Genomic DNA, 16054 nt, shown 5'->3' with positions numbered 1-16054 from the left:
TTCTCCCAAAGCGTAAGCAATTCATATAAGCGCTATTCGGTTCATGTAGTTGCCAAAGGCCTGCAAGTAACGCGGGATCGGGATCAGGAAGGCGTCGTGGCCTTGCGGTGCGTCGATCTCCAGGTAGCAGACGTCTTTCTTGGCGGCCATCAGCGCATCCACCAATTCCCGCGAGCGGGCCGGGGAGAAGCGCCAGTCGGTGGTGAACGACATCACGCAGAACTTGGCGGTGGCCGCCTCGAAGGTGCGCGCCAGGTCGTCGTCGAAGTTTGCCGCCGGGTCGAAGTAGTCCAGGGCCTTGGTCATCAGCAGGTAGGTGTTGGCGTCGAAACGCCCGGAAAACTCCTCGCCTTGATAACGCAGGTAACTCTCGACCTGGAACTCGACGCTGTGGAAGTCGTAGTTGAGCTTCTCGCTCTTGAGGCCACGGCCGAATTTCTCGCCCATGGAGTCATCCGACAGGTAAGTGATGTGCCCGACCATGCGCGCGAGCATCAGCCCGCGCTTGGGGATCACGCCGGCTTCCTGGAACGAACCGCCGTGGAACTCCGGGTCGGTGAGGATCGCCTGGCGCGCCACTTCGTTGAAGGCGATGTTCTGCGCCGACAGCTTGGGGGCCGAGGCGATGGCCAGGCAATGGCGCACGCGGTCCGGGTAGGTGATGGTCCATTGCAGGGCCTGCATGCCGCCCAGGCTGCCGCCGATTACCGCGGCCCATTGGGCGATGCCCAGTACGTCGGCCAGGCGCGCCTGGCTGTGCACCCAGTCTTCCACGGTCAATACCGGGAAATCGGCGCCAAACGGCTTGCCGGTTTCCGGGTTGAGGCTGCTGGGGCCAGTGGAACCGTTGCAGCCGCCGAGGTTGTTCAGGCTGACCACGAAGAACTTGTTGGTGTCGATCGGTTTGCCCGGGCCGATGCAGCTGTCCCACCAGCCGGGCTTGCGCTCGTCCATGCTGTGGAAGCCCGCAGCGTGGTGATGGCCGGACAGGGCGTGGCAGATCAGCACGGCATTGCTGCCTGTGGCGTTCAGTTGGCCGTAGGTTTCATAGATCAGGTCGTAGGCGGGCAGCGAACGGCCGCAGGCCAGGGCCAGCGGTTCGCTGAAGTGCGCCACTTGGGGCACGACCAGTCCAACAGAATCGGGGGGGAAGGCAGCTGGCATCGACCCTGCTCTCGTTTAAATGAGGCGTAAGTCTAAAGACCGCTGCACCCAGCGGCAAGCAAAGGCCTGCTGCTGGTGTTTTTAAGGCTTTTTGTGGCGAGGGAGCTTGCTCCCGCTGGAGCGCGAAGCGGTCCCAGGCCGGCCATCGCGATTCTGCACGTGCAACGCGGTCGGCCTTTTTGGGGTTGCTGCGCAGCCCAGCGGGAGCAAGCTCCCTCGCCACTTTGTTGTCAAATCAGACCGAACAGTTCTTTGGGCATGAATGCGTAGAAAGCCAGGCGCGGAATCACCCAGCTTTGCAGCAGCTGAATCGCGATAAACGCGAAGATCGGCGAGATATCCAGGCCACCCAGGTTCGGTATCAGACGGCGGAACGGCGCCAGCACCGGTTCAGTGATCTGCCCCACCAGCTCTGCGCCAGGGCTGCGGCTGCCGGGAGCGACCCACGAGAGGATCACGCTGATGATCATCGACCAAAAAATGATCTTCAAAAACAGCGAGAAAATCCCGATCAAGGCCCACGGCAGCAACAGCAGCGTGGTGGCCTGGTAGCCGTTGAGCAGCAGGATGACCGCGAACAGCAGGATCTGCAGCAGCAGCGCCAGCACCAGCGAGGACATGTCCAGGCCGAACATGCTCGGGATCACCCGGCGCAGTGGCTTGAGCAGCGGCTGCGTGGCCTTCACCACGAACTGGCACAGCGGGTTGTAGAAGTTCGCCCGCACCAGTTGCAGGATAAAACGCATCAGCACGATCAGCAGGTACAGGCTGCCCAGGGTCTGGATGATGAAAATGGCAGCGTCATTGATTCCGAGCATGTTTAATTCCTATGTGGGGGACGACTATTTGCCCAGCTGCTCGGCCATTTCAGCCGAACGATGTGCTGCGGCACCCAGTGCTTTTTCCACCAGGGCTTCAAAGCCCCCGGCCTGGAACGATTCGATTGCCGCTTGGGTAGTTCCGCCCGGCGAGGTCACGCGACGGCGCAGTTCGGCGGCGTCGACATCACTGGTCACGGCCATCTGCGCGGCGCCCAGTGCGGTTTGCTCGGCCAATTGCTCGGCGACTTCCTGTGGCAGGCCGAGTTTCACGCCAGCGGCGGTCATGGCCTCGATCAGCAGGAAGAAATACGCCGGGCCGCTGCCGGACACAGCGGTGACGGCGTCCAGTTGCTTCTCGTGTTCCAGCCACACGGCGATACCCACGGCGGACAACAGCTCTTGTGCCTGATCACGCTGTTGGGCAGTGACTTCGGACGTGGCGTACAAGCCGCTCACGCCCTTGCGCAGCAGCGCCGGGGTGTTGGGCATGCAACGCACAATTGGCTGGGCGCCGAGCCAGTGGGTCATGCTGGCGCAAGTGATGCCGGCGGCGATGGACACCACCAGTTGATGGGGCTTGAGGCTTGGGCGCAGGCTTTCGCATACGGCTTTCATGGCTTGTGGCTTGACCGCCAGCACCACCACGTCAACGCCTTCAATCGCTTCTGCGTTGTCGGCGAAGGTTTCGATGCCGTGCTCGGCGCTGACGCGGGAGCGGGTGTCGGCGCCCGGGTCGCTGGCGCGAATCTGTTGTGCTTCCAGGCCCTTGGCCCGCAGGCCGCCGATCAGGCTGGCCGCCATGTTACCGGCGCCGATAAAGGCAATACGCGTGTTGCTCATGACAGGTCCTTACTCAGATGGAAGTCAGCCATTTCACGGCTGGCCGTAGTCGCGGGCACCAAACAGGGCGGTACCGATCCGCACCCAGGTGGCCCCTTGGGCAATGGCCGACTCAAGGTCGTGGCTCATGCCCATGGAAAGTGTGTCGAGACCCAGGTTCAGGCTCGCTTGCAGGTCGCGTACTGTCGCGAAGGCTGCGTCCTGTTCTGCGCGGTCGTCGGTTGGCTCGGGGATCGCCATCAAACCGCGCAGCTTCAGACGCGGCAGGGCGCTGATGGCTTCGGCCAGGGCGGGCAGGTCGGCGGGTGTACAGCCGGACTTGCTGGCTTCGCCACTGACGTTGACCTGAATGCAGATATTCAGCGGCGGCAGGTCAGCCGGGCGTTGCTCGGACAGGCGTTGTGCGATTTTCAGGCGGTCCACGGAATGCACCCAAGCGAAGTTCTCGGCGATCGCACGAGTCTTGTTCGATTGAATGGGGCCGATGAAGTGCCAACTCAAGGGCAGGTCGGTTAATTCGGCCTGTTTACCCAGGGCTTCCTGCAGATAGTTTTCGCCAAATTCACGCATCCCGGCGGCATACGCCTCGCGTACGGCTTGTGCGGGTTTGGTCTTGCTCACGGCCAGCAGGTGCACGCTGTCTGCGTCGCGCTGCGAGGCTTGGGCCGCGGCTCGGATCCGCTCGGAAACCAGGCTGATGTTGTCTGCTATGGTCGACATTCAAGTTGCGCCCGTGGATATGGAGTCCGCGGCATTCTACTGGAAATGGAAAGCCCTATGGATATCACTGAACTGCTGGCTGCCGGCGTGCGCCTGGGGGCCTCGGACCTGCATTTGTCGGCCGGGTTGGCGCCGATGCTGCGAGTTGATGGCGAGGTCTGGCCTCTCGATTGGCCGGTGCTGATCCCTACGCAAGTGGCGGAGTTACTCAGCCCTTTGCTGAACAATCATCAGCAAAAGGATTTCGAAACATCTCTTGAAACGGATTTTGCCTTCGAGCTGCCCGAGGTGGCGCGGTTTCGGGTAAATGTGTTCCAGCAGCATCGGGGCATGGGCGCGGTGTTTCGTACCATCCCCTCGACGGTGCAGAGCCTGGAAAGCCTGGGGTTGGGCGAGGTGTTCCGGCGCATCGCAGACCTGCCCCGAGGGTTGGTACTGGTCACCGGGCCGACCGGTTCCGGCAAGTCCACGACCCTGGCGGCGATGATCGATTATCTCAACACCCATCGTCGCCAGCATATCCTCACCCTTGAAGACCCTATCGAGTTCATCCATCAACCGAAAAGCGCCCTGATTAACCAGCGGCAGGTGCATCGCGACACCCACAGTTTCTCGGCCGCCCTGCGTTCGGCATTGCGGGAGGACCCGGATGTGATCCTGGTGGGCGAATTACGGGACCTGGAAACCATTCGGCTCGCACTGACGGCGGCGGAAACCGGGCATCTGGTGTTCGGCACATTGCACACCACGTCGGCGGCTAAAACCGTGGATCGAGTGGTGGATGTGTTTCCGGCGGGGGAAAAGGCCATGGTCCGCTCGATGCTCTCGGAGTCATTGCAGGCGGTGGTGTCCCAGGTGCTGGTGAAGAAAGTCGGCGGCGGACGGGTGGCGGCTCATGAAATCATGCTTGGCACGCCGGCGATTCGTAACCTGATCCGCGAGGACAAGGTGGCGCAGATGTATTCGGCGATCCAGACGGGTGGGGCGCTGGGGATGACGACGATGGACATGAGTTTGAAGGCGTTGGTCAGCCAGGGGCTGATCAGCCGGGAGCATGCGCGGGAGAAGGCGAGGGCGCCAGGGGATATTTAAGATCTTTAGAACGATAAAAATCTAATGTGGGAGCGGGCTTGCTCGCGAATGCGGTGGTTCAGTCAAAAATGCATCGACTGACACTCCGCATTCGCGAGCAAGCCCGCTCCCATATTTTTACCGCGTTCTCAGCCTGATATCAGCGCTGCACAATCCGCAGATTGTTCTGCTCTTTAGGCAGGACACGCTTGGCAATCACGTAGTTCTTGTCCCAGAACGGCTTCTTCAGGGTATCGATGCTCACGGACTTGCCACGACGCGGTGCGTGGATAAAGCGGTCGTTGCCCAGGTAAATGGCAACGTGGTTCACCTGGCGGCTCTTCAGTTTGAAGAACAGCAGGTCGCCCGGTTTCAAATCCTTGCGCTCAACCTTTTGCCCGTGGCCGGCGGCCATGGCGTTGGAAGTGCGCGGCAAATCCACGGCTTTTACGTCGTTAAACGCATATTTCACCAAACCGCTGCAGTCGAACCCTTTACTTGGGCTGCTGCCGCCCCAACGATAAGGAGTACCGAGCACGTTGACGGCGCGGCTGAGGACGTTGCTGCTTTGCTTGGTGTTGACGGCCATCAACCCTGGCACTGCCTTACCGTTGGCCTTGCTCAGTTGAGTCGGGCGCTTCACGGTCAGCTTTACCGATTTGGCGGAGCTGGTAGTGGCGTGAACTTTAGGGGTGAAACCGTTAACGTTTGGAAGTCGTTGCTCACGATTGGTGGCGTGGGCGGCCAGTGGCATTAATAGGCAAATGGTTAGCCATGTCTTGAAAAATGGTCGCATTAGGCGTGGCTCTTTTTGGTTTGCGCGCAACTTTATAACAGCTTTTTGTGTCGTTCTAAGGCCGTTTGTCGACTGAACCCTGGGGTCAAATTCAGGAAAAACGCGACGAATTGTCGCTATTGTCCGACTCAGGTCAGGTGGCATAAGGCTTTGCGGGAGGGAAGATACCATTTGCCGTGCGTCGGGCGCCCGTAAAAAAGTCACAAAGAAAATGAAAAAATTTATCTATCGAGGCGAAAGAGGTACTCCATGAACACCTATCGACAGGATGTTTCGCAACAAGACACCCACAGCAAGGTGATCGGTTACCTGCTCTGGATTTTCGGTTTTACCGGTGCTCACCGCTTTTATTACGGCAAGCCGGTGACCGGGACGATCTGGTTTTTCACCTTCGGTTTGTTCGGGATTGGCTGGCTGATCGACTTGTTCCTGATTCCGGCAATGGACCGGGAAGCGGACCTGCGATTTACGGCCGGGCCGATTGAATACAACGTGGCCTGGATTCTGTTGGCGTTCCTGGGTGTGTTCGGGTTGCACCGCATGTATCAGGGCAAATGGATCAGCGGGATTGTTTATTTGCTGACCGGCGGGTTATTCCTGATCGGCGTGCTGTATGACTTTTGGACGCTGAATACGCAGGTTTCGATCCGTAATGCCGAGCGTAGCGGCGGTCGGTAAGCCTCACACAAATCCCATGTGGGCACGGTCAATGTGGGAGCCGGGCTTGCCCGCGATAGCATCACCTCGGTGCATCAGATACACCGAGGTGCCCGCATCGCAGGCAAGCCAGCTCCCACATTTACTGTGCCCACTCTGGATCGGATTTAAGCCTGGTAGCTGATCCGCCCATCCACCAGCGTGTACCGCACATTCGCCGGCAAGCTGTGACCAATGAACGGGCAGTTCTCGCCCTTGGACAGCCAGTGTTCCCCGGCAATCGTGGAGCTGGCCGGATCAAACAGCACCAGGTCCGCCGCCGAACCCACCGCCAGCTTGCCCGCCGGCAGGCGCAGCGCCTCGGCAGGGCCCGCACTGAGACGTGCCAGCAGCGTCGGCAGGTCCAGCAAGCCATCCTCCACCAGCGTCATTGCCAGCGGCAGCAACAGCTCGACACTGCTGATGCCCGGCTCTGTCGCGCCGAATGGCGCCAGCTTGGCGTCCCGCTCGTGGGGCTGGTGATGGCTGGAAATCGCCGAAACCACCCCGGACTTCACCGCAGCCCGCAAACCGTCACGGTCAGCGCGGGTACGCAGGGGCGGCTGCACGTGATACAGGCTGGAGAAGTCGATCAACGCCTCATCCGTCAAAATCAGCTGATACAACGCCACATCCGCCGTCACCGGCAAGCCGCGGGCTTGGGCCTGAGCGATCAGGGCCACGCCGCGAGCGCTGGTCAGTTGGCTGAAGTGCGCGCGTACGCCGCTTTGCTCCACCAGCAGCAGGTCCCGGGCCAGGGCCACGGTCTCGGCGGTTTCCGGGATGCCCGGCAGGCCAAGGAAGCTTGCCGTGGCGCCTTCGTGGGCCAGGCCACCTTCGGCCAGGTCACGGTCCTGGGAGTGGAAAATCACTGTCAGGTCGAAGGTCGCTGCATATTCCAGCGCGCGGCACAGGGTGCGGGTGCTGCGAAAGCTCTCCAGACCGTTGCCGAAGGCCACGCAGCCAGCGTCGCGCAAGGCGATCAGCTCGGCCAGCTGTTCGCCGTCCAGGCCTTTGCTCAGCGCGCCGATGGGGAACACTTTGCAGTTCCCGGCTTCGCGGGCGCGGTCGAGGATCAGCTCGGTCACGGCCGAGGTGTCCAGCACCGGCTTGGTGTGGGGCGGGCAGCACAGGCTGGTGACGCCGCCGGCTGCGGCGGCGCGGGTTTCGCTGGCGATGCTGCCTTTGCGGCTGTAACCCGGTTCGCGCAGGGCGACGTTCAGGTCCACCAGCCCGGGCGCGGCGATCAGGCCTTTGGCGTCGATGGTTTCACTGGCGCTGAAGCCTGCGGGTGCGGCGCCGATGGCAATGATCTTGCCGGCTTCCAGGTGCAGATCGGTGACTTGATCCAGGCCGCTGGCCGGATCGATGACTCGGGCGCCGAGAATGCTGAGCTTCACTGGGCGTTCTCCTGCTCGAATTGACGTTGTGCGGTTTGCCCGCTCATGGCCATGGACAACACAGCCATGCGGACGGCGATGCCGTAGGTCACCTGGTTGAGAATCACCGACTGCGCGCCGTCGGCCACCGCCGACTCAATCTCCACGCCACGGTTGATCGGCCCCGGGTGCATCACGATGGCATCCGGCTTGGCGCCGGCCAGGCGCGCGGTGGTCAGGCCGAACAGGCGATAGAACTCGCCTTCGCTCGGCAACAGGCCGCCGGCCATGCGCTCGCGCTGCAGGCGCAGCATGATCACCACGTCCACATCCTTCAGGCCTTCGGCCATGTCGGTGTAGACCTTCACGCCGTATTGCTCGATGCCGATGGGCAGCAGGGTTTTTGGCGCGATCACGCGGATGTCCGGGCAGCCCAGGGCTTTCAGGGCCAGCATGTTCGAGCGCGCTACCCGCGAGTGCAGGATGTCGCCAACGATGGCCACCGAGAGGTTTTCGAAGCTGCCTTTGTGCCGACGGATGGTCAGCATGTCGAGCATGCCCTGGGTCGGGTGGGCGTGACGGCCGTCGCCGCCGTTGATGATCGCCACGTTCGGGCACACGTGCTCGGCGATGAAGTGCGCAGCACCGGAGTCGCCGTGGCGCACCACGAACATGTCGGCGGCCATGGCTTCCAGGTTGCGCAGGGTGTCGAGCAGGGTTTCGCCCTTGCTCGCCGACGAGGTGGACACGTTCAGGGTGATCACGTCAGCCGACAGGCGCTGGGCCGCCAGCTCAAAGGTGGTGCGGGTGCGGGTCGAGTTCTCGAAGAACACGTTGCAGATGGTCTTGCCGCGTAACAGCGGGACTTTTTTCACCGCCCGGCCGCCGACTTCGAGGAACGAGTCGGCCGTGTCGAGGATTTCGGTGAGCAGTTCGCGGGGCAAGCCGTCGAGGGACAGGAAGTGTTGCAGCTGGCCCTGAGCGTTGAGCTGCAGCGGGCGCTTGGCATCTAGAGGCGTCATCGCGGGGACTCTTTACAAGGCGGTTAAAGGGCAAGGTCTTGCAGTTCGAGTTCGAGCGGCGTGGGACCGGACAATTTTACCCGCTGGTGGGCTTCCAGGGACAGGGTTGCGCCGACCACGTCCGGGCTGATCGGCAATTCGCCGGCATCCAGGTCCAGCAGGCAGACCAGTGTCACGCTGGCCGGGCGGCCGTAGTCGAACAGTTCGTTCATGGCGGCGCGGATGGTACGACCGCTCATCAGGACGTCATCGATCAGCACCAAATGCTGGCCTTCAATCTCGAACGGCAGGGCCGAAGGGCGCACTTGCGGGTGCAGGCCGTTCTGGCTGAAGTCGTCACGGTAGAAAGACACGTCCAGGGTGCCCAGGGGCGAGTCGCTGCCCAGTTCTTCCAATAGTGCCTGGGCCACCCACACGCCACCGGTACGGATGCCGATAAAGTGCGGCTCGCTGATAGCGCGGTGTTCCAGGTGCGCCTTGAGGCGGATCGCCATCTGGCTGATCAGGTCGGCGGGATTGGGCAGGCTCATGGTGGCTCCTTCAAGGCCTTGCGCAGGCAAGGTCCGGGCTCAAACGTAAAAGACACTGTAGGAGCGAGCTTGCTCGCGAAGAACTCACAGGCACCGCGTGCATCACTGGACGCGCGCGTAATCGTTGACGTTTTTCGCGAGCAAGCTCGCTCCTACAAAAAGCAATGCGGCAATTCAGGATTCAAATAAAGCGGTGTTTTCATCCAGCCAGCCCTGCAACAGCAGGGCCGCGGCGATGGCATCCACCGGGTTGTCGCGGTAGCTGCCTTTCTGCCCGCCACGGTCGCGGCGCTCGCCCTTGGCTTCGAACGTGGTCAGGCGTTCGTCGTGGGTATAGAAGGGCAGGTTGTAGCGGCCATTCAGGCGGCGGGCGAATTTTTCGGCCCGCAGGCACATCTCGCTCGGGGTGCCGTCCATGTTCAAGGGCAGGCCAACGACGACAGCGTCGGGCTTCCACTCCTTGATCAGGGCTTCGACCTGGTTCCAGTCCGGCACGCCGTTCTGGGCTTTCAAGGTGCACAGCTCGCGGGCCTGGCCGGTGATGACCTGGCCGACCGCTACGCCGATCTGTTTGGTGCCGTAGTCAAAGCCGAGGATCAGACGCAAGGCCATCAGGCGTGCCCCGCCTGGCTGGTCAACAGGCTGAGGTTGATCCGCAGCTTGGCGGCGGCGGCTTCAAGGCGCAGTTCGCTGGGGGTGTTGAACAGGATGTCGGCGTCAAACGGGCACGTCAGCCAGGCATTGCTCGCCAGCTCGGCCTCCAGTTGCCCGGCTTCCCAACCGGCGTAGCCCAGGGTGATCACGCTTTGATCAGGCCCGATGCCATCAGCGATGGCGAACAACACATCCTGGGAAGTGGAAAGCGACAGTCCTTCAAGGTCGACGGTCGCCTGGAATTTCGGCCCGGTAGGGTGCAGCACAAAACCCCGGTCAGTCTGCACTGGCCCGCCGATGTAGATCGGTACGTGCTGGCAGTTGGCGGGCGGGTCGATGTCCGGGCGCAGTTGCTCGAGGATATCGGCCAGGTTCAGGTCTTGCGGGCGGTTGACCACCAGCCCCATCGCACCATTGGCGGTGTGCTCGACGATGTAGGTCAAGGTCTGCGCAAAGTTCGGGTCGGCCATATGGGGCATGGCGATCAGGAATTGGTGCTTGAGGTAGGTCGGGCTGACATTTTTCATGTCCGCTAGTGTGGCGTTGGAGGGGCGAACTGACAAGCTGAGGATGCGCAGGAATTGGTTTGGCGCGTTGATTCTCTGTAGGAGCGAGCAGGGTCGCGAAAAAACTGAGAGCGCCGGGTTAAACCAGAAAGCCCGCTTTATCGTTAACGACCTTCGCGAGCAAGCTCGCTCCTACAGAGAGCAGGGGCGGTTAGTTACTGGACAGTCGATCACCTTTGGCAAAGCGCCAGGTGCGTATGATTTCCAGGCGGTCGATGTCGTTCAAGTCCCCGGTAAACGGCGCAAAAGGCGCTGCCAGGCGCACGATGCGTTGCGCCGCCTGGTCCAGCAGCGGCTGGCCGGAGGACTCCAGCACCTGCACTTCGTACAAGGTGCCGTCGCGGTTGATCGACACCAGCAGTCGCAAATTGCCGTAGATCTGCTGGCGGCGGGCTTCGTCCGGGTAGTTCAGGTTACCGATGCGCTCGACCTTCTTGCGCCACTCATCCTTATACCAGGCGCCTTTGTCGCGCATGGTGGAGGCGGCGTTGAGGCGGTAGATCCGCGGGCGCTTGGCGTACAGCTGTTGTTCATGGGCCAGCTCGGCTTCCAGGCTGGAGATTTCACTGGAGAGTTGCGAGCTGTCAAACGTCGGGGCCGGCGGCGCAGGCGTGGGTTCAGTCTTGGTCTTTTCCCGTTGGGTGGGCGCTTTTTGCGGTTTGGGCGCCACGGTGGTCACGGCGGCCTTGGGTGCAGCCTGTTTCACCTCCGGCTTGGGCGCTGGCGGTGGCGTGACCTTATTGACCTTGTTGTCCTGGAACGGCGCGACTTCGGTGGTCTTGGGCACGGCCTTCTTGTCGAGGGTGCCGCTGCCTTGCTGGTTGTCCTGGGCGAGAAAGTCAGCCTTCTCGGGCTTCTTTTCGCTCTTGAAGGTGGCGAGGGTGATTTCCAGGGTCTTGGTGATCTGCTTGGGTTCGGCAAAGGTGAAGCCCAGGCCGAGGATCAACGCCAGGTGAATCAACGCCGCGAGAAACAGGGTAAATCCGAGCCGATCAGCCGGGCGCACGCCGCTGTGGGAGAGTTCGGGGGGCAGATCGGACGGGAGCGTCATGACAAGAAAACCAACATCGCGCGTTTCACAGGTGGCGCATGATAACGCAATGTTGGTTTGTGTCCGGCTGTTCTATGTCACTTGGCTTGTAGCTTGGAGGCAATGGCCGCCATCAGCATTTCGCCGATGTTCGTGCCAAATGCATTGTCGATCTCGCGAATACAGGTCGGACTGGTGACGTTGATCTCGGTGAGGTTTTCGCCGATTACGTCTAGTCCTACAAACAGCAGGCCCTTTTCACGCAGGGTTGGGCCGACTTGGGCGGCAATCCAGCGGTCCTTGTCCGTCAGCGGGCGGGCTTCACCCCGGCCACCGGCTGCCAGGTTGCCACGGGTCTCGCCGGCCGCCGGAATACGCGCCAGGCAATAAGGCACCGGCTCGCCATCGATCATCAGGATGCGCTTGTCGCCGTCCTTGATTGCCGGAATGTAGGCTTGGCCCATGATTTGCTGGGTGCCCAGTGCGGTCAGGGTTTCCAGGATCACCGACAGGTTCGGGTCGCCCGCGCGGTGGCGGAAAATCGAAGTGCCGCCCATGCCGTCCAGCGGCTTGAGGATCACATCACCGTGCTTGGCGGCGAATTCACGCAGCACATCGGCGCGGCGGCTGACCACGGTCGGCGGCGTGCACTGTGGGAACAGGGTGGCGAACAGCTTTTCATTGCAGTCGCGCAGGCTCTGGGGCTTGTTGACGATCAGCACGCCCGCGCGCTCGGCCTGCTCCAGCAGGTAGGTGGAATAGACGAACTCCATGTCGAACGGCGGATCCTTGCGCATCAGGATTACGTCGAGGTCGCTCAGGGGGCTGTCGATTTCGTCTTGCAGTTCGAACCACTTCTCAGGGTTGGCAAACACCTGCAGCGGGCGCATCCGCGCCCGCGCTTCACCGTCGCCCTGGTAAAGGTCCGGCTGCTCCATATAGAACAGGCTCCAGCCGCGGGCCTGGGCGGCCAGCAGCATGGCCAGCGAGCTATCCTTTTTATAGGAGATGCTGGCGATAGGGTCCATGACAATGCCGACGCGAACGCTCATGGGGGATTTCCTCTAGCAAATAAGGGCGCATAAAAGTGGCGTCAGAGTGGCGCTGCGGCTGTTGTGGGTCAAGGAAAAACCACCGCGCGGGTCGGCCGATAGATTGCGTTCTGAGACTGTGCTAAAAAGGCTGCCATGGCACATCAGCCCTTGAATTCCGAGGCTTTTGACGCTCGTCCTGTGCAACATCAGGCAGTACACACCGAAAACCTATTCGCTGTGGCGATGGTAGAGCAGATATGGAACAGCATTCCAACGCCTTGAAAGTGATGGTGATCGACGATTCGAAAACGATTCGCCGCACGGCCGAAACACTGTTGAAGAACGTAGGGTGCGACGTCATCACGGCCATCGACGGTTTCGATGCCCTGGCCAAGATTGTTGACCATCACCCGCACATTATCTTTGTCGACATCATGATGCCGCGCCTGGATGGCTATCAGACTTGCGCGCTGGTGAAGAACAACCCGGCGTTCAAGTCGATCCCGGTGATCATGTTGTCTTCCAAGGATGGTCTGTTCGACAAGGCCAAGGGGCGCATCGTCGGTTCTGATCAGTTTTTGACCAAGCCTTTCAGCAAGGAAGAACTGCTGAGCGCGATCAAGGCCTATGTACCGGGCTTCGCCGCAGTAGAACAAGCACACTGACGAGGGCCCCACGAGGGCTTGCGTCTACTAGATAAGTGGGGAAAACCATGGCACGTGTTCTGATCGTCGACGATTCGCCGACTGAAATGTACAAACTGACTGAAATGCTCGAAAAGCATGGTCACGAAGTCCTCAAGGCCCAGAACGGCGGCGACGGCGTCGCGCTGGCCCGCCAGGAAAAGCCTGACGCGGTATTGATGGACATCGTCATGCCCGGCCTCAATGGCTTCCAGGCCACCCGGCAGCTGACCAAAGACCCTGAAACCGGGCACATCCCGGTGATCATCATCACCACCAAGGATCAGGAAACCGACAAGATCTGGGGTGAACGCCAGGGCGCCAAGGATTACCTGACCAAGCCTGTGGACGAAGAAACCCTGATCGCCACCCTGAACAAGGTGCTGGCCGGCTGACGGCACGTTCCCATGACCGAGTCGCAAACCGCCTTCGAGCTGCTGCTGGACATCGACCGCCGCTGCCGCTTGCTGGCTGCCGACCTGCCGTCCCAGGAAACCCGGCTGCACAGCTGGAGCGGGATCGGGTTTCGCCTGGGCGAGCACTGGTACGTGGCGCCCATGGGCGAGGTCGCGGAAGTGCTGCACGAACCGCGCTGCACCGTGATGCCCGGGGTCAAGCCGTGGGTCAAGGGCGTGGCCAACCTGCGCGGGCGCTTGCTGCCGGTGATGGATTTGGGCGGGTTCCTCGGCCTTGAGCTGTCGGTGGCGCGCAAACAACGGCGGGTGCTGGTGGTGGAATATCAGGACGTGTTTGTCGGCCTGTTGGTGGACGAGGTGGTGGGCATGCAGCATTTCGCACAAGACGCATTGTCGACGAGCACTGCGGCCAGCGCGCCGTTTATCCAGGGCCAGTTCGACGGCGACCAGCTGTGGCAGGTCTTCAGCCCCTTCGCCCTGGCCCTGGCTCCAGGCTTCATGGATGTTGCCGCATGAGTACCGTCACCCCCGTCAAGCCCCAGGAGGCTTCCCGCAGCCGCTCGCAGATCATCGTGCTGTTTATCGCGCTGATCGTGTTCATCATGCTGCTGTTCGCCAACTTCGCTTACCTCAACACCCAGTCCACCTACGACAAGCAGTACATCGGCCACGCCGGTGAGCTGCGGGTGCTGTCCCAACGCATCGCCAAGAACGCCACCGAGGCCGCCGCCGGCAAGGCGGCTGCGTTCAAGCTGCTGGGGGATGCGCGCAACGATTTTGCCCAGCGCTGGGGTTACCTGAAAAAAGGCGACCCGGCCACCGGCCTGCCCGCGGCACCTACCGCTGTTCGCGCAGAAATGCGCGCGGTGCAGACCGACTGGGAAGCGCTGCTGAAAAACGCTGATGCGATTCTGGCCAGCGAACAGACGGTTTTGTCGCTGCATCAAGTGGCTGCCACCTTGGCGGAAACGGTGCCGCAGCTGCAGGTCGAATCGGAAAAGGTTGTGGATATCCTCCTGCAACGGGGCGCGCCGGCCAGCCAGGTGGCTTTGGCCCAGCGCCAGTCGTTGCTGGCTGAGCGCATCCTCGGTGCGGTGAACACCGTGCTGGCGGGCGACGAAACCGCCGTGCAGGCCGCCGATGCCTTTGGCCGCGATGCCAACCGTTTCGGCCAGGTGCTCAACGGCATGCTCCAGGGCAACCCTGGGCTGCGTATCTCTCAGGTAGAAGATCACGATGCGCGGGCGCGGCTGGCGGAAATCGCCGAGCTGTTCGAATTCGTCTCCGGCTCCGTGGACGAAATCCTCGAGACCTCGCCGCAACTGTTCCAGGTGCGCGCCTCGGCGAGCAATATTTTCAACCTGTCGCAAACCCTGCTGGACGAAGCCTCGCACCTGGCCACCGGTTTTGAAAACCTGGCCGACGGGCGCACCTTCGACACCATCGGCGGCTACGTGCTGGGCTTGTTGGCGCTGGCCTCGATCATCCTGATCGGCCTGGTGATGGTCCGCGAGACTAACCGCCAGTTGCGGGAAACCGCCGAGAAAAACGAGCGCAACCAGAACGCGATCATGCGCCTGCTGGATGAGATTGAAGACCTGGCCGACGGCGACCTGACCGTCACCGCCTCGGTCACCGAAGACTTCACCGGCACCATCGCCGACTCCATCAACTATTCCGTGGACCAACTGCGCGACCTGGTGGCGACCATCAACCTCACCGCGGGCCAGGTGGCTGGCGCAGTGCAGGACACCCAGGCCACCGCCATGCACCTGGCCCAAGCGTCGGAGCATCAGGCGCAGCAGATTGCCGAAGCCTCCACGGCGATCAACCAGATGGCCCAGTCCATCGACCAGGTGTCGGCCAACGCCGCCGAATCTTCGGCAGTGGCCGAGCGTTCGGTAGAGATCGCCAACAAGGGCAATGAGGTGGTGCACAACACTATCCACGGCATGGACAACATCCGCGAACAGATCCAGGACACCGCCAAGCGCATCAAGCGCCTGGGGGAATCGTCCCAGGAGATTGGCGACATCGTCAGCCTGATCGACGACATCGCCGAGCAGACCAACATCCTCGCCCTCAACGCGGCGATCCAGGCGAGCATGGCCGGTGACGCCGGGCGTGGTTTTGCGGTGGTGGCCGATGAAGTACAGCGCCTGGCCGAGCGTTCTTCGGCGGCAACGCGGCAGATCGAAACCCTGGTGCGGGCGATCCAGACGGACACCAACGAAGCGGTGATTTCCATGGAGCAGACCACCACCGAAGTGGTGCGCGGTGCGCGGCTGGCCCAGGACGCCGGCGTGGCGCTGGAAGAGATCGAAGGTGTGTCGAAAACCCTGGCGGCGTTGATCCAGAGTATCTCCAACGCCGCGCAGCAGCAGACGTCGTCGGCGGGGCAGATTTCCTTGACGATGAACGTGATTCAGCAGATCACCACTCAAACTTCCTCTGGCTCCACGGCCACTGCCGAGAGCATCGGCAACCTGGCAAAAATGGCCAGTCAGCTGCGGCGGTCGGTGTCGGGGTTCACCTTGCCGCCAGCCCCGTAGGAGCGAGCTTGCTCGCGAAAAACCCGAGAGCGCCGCGTTCATTCAGAATACCCGCGTCATCGTTAGCGCTCTTCGCGAGC

18 protein-coding genes are annotated in these 16054 nt (G+C 61.7%); 6 read left to right on the top strand and 12 right to left on the bottom strand.

The genetic code is table 11. The features are described from left to right. Window positions 1-21: 21 nt before the first annotated feature. The 4 genes from metX to ACA046_RS30800 form a co-directional block, all read right to left on the bottom strand. Window positions 22-1164, bottom strand: coding sequence for a homoserine O-succinyltransferase MetX (gene metX, locus ACA046_RS30815; protein ID WP_497675547.1), 1143 nt, complete (start codon window positions 1162-1164; stop codon window positions 22-24). A gap of 230 nt (window positions 1165-1394) precedes the next feature. Further along, entirely contained in the window at window positions 1395-1982 is a 588-nt protein-coding gene (locus ACA046_RS30810; protein ID WP_017476523.1) for a YggT family protein, read from the bottom strand. A 24-nt stretch (window positions 1983-2006) separates the two neighbouring features. Beyond that, complete coding sequence (gene proC / locus ACA046_RS30805; RefSeq protein ID WP_459024423.1) at window positions 2007-2825, bottom strand: pyrroline-5-carboxylate reductase; 819 nt, start codon at window positions 2823-2825, stop codon at window positions 2007-2009. A gap of 33 nt (window positions 2826-2858) precedes the next feature. Further along, complete coding sequence (locus ACA046_RS30800) at window positions 2859-3545, bottom strand: YggS family pyridoxal phosphate-dependent enzyme (protein ID WP_218263036.1); 687 nt, start codon at window positions 3543-3545, stop codon at window positions 2859-2861. A gap of 57 nt (window positions 3546-3602) precedes the next feature. Between ACA046_RS30800 and ACA046_RS30795 the strand changes: the two genes are divergently transcribed. After that, window positions 3603-4637, top strand: coding sequence for a type IV pilus twitching motility protein PilT (locus tag ACA046_RS30795; protein WP_497675546.1), 1035 nt, complete (start codon window positions 3603-3605; stop codon window positions 4635-4637). A gap of 139 nt (window positions 4638-4776) precedes the next feature. On the opposite strand, the gene ACA046_RS30790 is transcribed toward ACA046_RS30795, so the two are convergent. Further along, a complete protein-coding gene (locus tag ACA046_RS30790; protein ID WP_076012989.1) occupies window positions 4777-5412 on the bottom strand; it encodes a C40 family peptidase in 636 nt (211 codons plus the stop codon). 249 nt (window positions 5413-5661) lie between these two features. Between ACA046_RS30790 and ACA046_RS30785 the strand changes: the two genes are divergently transcribed. Beyond that, entirely contained in the window at window positions 5662-6090 is a 429-nt protein-coding gene (locus tag ACA046_RS30785) for an NINE protein (protein WP_076012988.1), read from the top strand. Window positions 6091-6236: 146 nt separating this feature from the next. Here ACA046_RS30785 and ACA046_RS30780 read toward each other — a convergent pair whose 3' ends face one another. From ACA046_RS30780 to gshB, 7 genes are all read right to left on the bottom strand, one after another. Then, entirely contained in the window at window positions 6237-7508 is a 1272-nt protein-coding gene (locus tag ACA046_RS30780; RefSeq protein ID WP_459024418.1) for a dihydroorotase, read from the bottom strand. After that, a complete protein-coding gene (locus tag ACA046_RS30775; RefSeq protein WP_167664094.1) occupies window positions 7505-8509 on the bottom strand; it encodes an aspartate carbamoyltransferase catalytic subunit in 1005 nt (334 codons plus the stop codon). Before ACA046_RS30775 ends, ACA046_RS30780 begins: the two co-directional genes overlap by 4 nt. Before the next feature lie 23 nt (window positions 8510-8532). Next, window positions 8533-9039 carry a bifunctional pyr operon transcriptional regulator/uracil phosphoribosyltransferase PyrR gene (gene pyrR / locus ACA046_RS30770; protein WP_497675545.1) on the bottom strand — a complete coding sequence of 169 codons (507 nt, stop codon included), beginning with the start codon at window positions 9037-9039 and terminating at the stop codon, window positions 8533-8535. 174 nt (window positions 9040-9213) lie between these two features. Further along, on the bottom strand, window positions 9214-9651 hold the full coding sequence (gene ruvX, locus ACA046_RS30765) for a Holliday junction resolvase RuvX (protein ID WP_003213744.1): 438 nt from the start codon (window positions 9649-9651) through the stop codon (window positions 9214-9216). Continuing rightward, window positions 9651-10220 carry a YqgE/AlgH family protein gene (locus ACA046_RS30760; protein WP_063026519.1) on the bottom strand — a complete coding sequence of 190 codons (570 nt, stop codon included), beginning with the start codon at window positions 10218-10220 and terminating at the stop codon, window positions 9651-9653. Before ACA046_RS30760 ends, ruvX begins: the two co-directional genes overlap by 1 nt. Window positions 10221-10410: 190 nt before the next feature. Then, complete coding sequence (locus tag ACA046_RS30755; protein ID WP_076017743.1) at window positions 10411-11310, bottom strand: energy transducer TonB; 900 nt, start codon at window positions 11308-11310, stop codon at window positions 10411-10413. 77 nt (window positions 11311-11387) lie between these two features. Further along, window positions 11388-12341: a glutathione synthase gene (gene gshB, locus ACA046_RS30750; protein WP_010167673.1), complete on the bottom strand. Its 954-nt coding sequence runs from the start codon at window positions 12339-12341 to the stop codon at window positions 11388-11390. A 239-nt stretch (window positions 12342-12580) separates the two neighbouring features. On the opposite strand from gshB, the gene pilG reads away from it, so the two are divergent. Genes pilG through ACA046_RS30730 form a run of 4 tightly spaced genes read left to right on the top strand, consistent with a single transcriptional unit; the run spans window position 12581 to window position 15974 of the window. Then, entirely contained in the window at window positions 12581-12988 is a 408-nt protein-coding gene (gene pilG / locus ACA046_RS30745; protein ID WP_003213736.1) for a twitching motility response regulator PilG, read from the top strand. A gap of 47 nt (window positions 12989-13035) precedes the next feature. Further along, window positions 13036-13401 (top strand): twitching motility response regulator PilH, encoded by a 366-nt coding sequence (gene pilH / locus ACA046_RS30740; protein ID WP_017476512.1) that lies wholly within the window; start codon window positions 13036-13038, stop codon window positions 13399-13401. A gap of 12 nt (window positions 13402-13413) precedes the next feature. Further along, window positions 13414-13938, top strand: a complete 525-nt coding sequence (locus tag ACA046_RS30735; RefSeq protein ID WP_459024413.1) for a chemotaxis protein CheW — start codon at window positions 13414-13416, stop codon at window positions 13936-13938. Further along, window positions 13935-15974, top strand: coding sequence for a methyl-accepting chemotaxis protein (locus ACA046_RS30730; protein ID WP_076017745.1), 2040 nt, complete (start codon window positions 13935-13937; stop codon window positions 15972-15974). Before ACA046_RS30735 ends, ACA046_RS30730 begins: the two co-directional genes overlap by 4 nt. Window positions 15975-16054 lie beyond the last annotated feature (80 nt).

The sequence above is a fragment of the Pseudomonas sp. LBUM1641 genome, assembly GCF_059716235.1.
The sequence above is the reverse complement of the archived record's forward strand: the minus strand, read 5'-3'. Positions and strand labels throughout refer to the sequence as shown.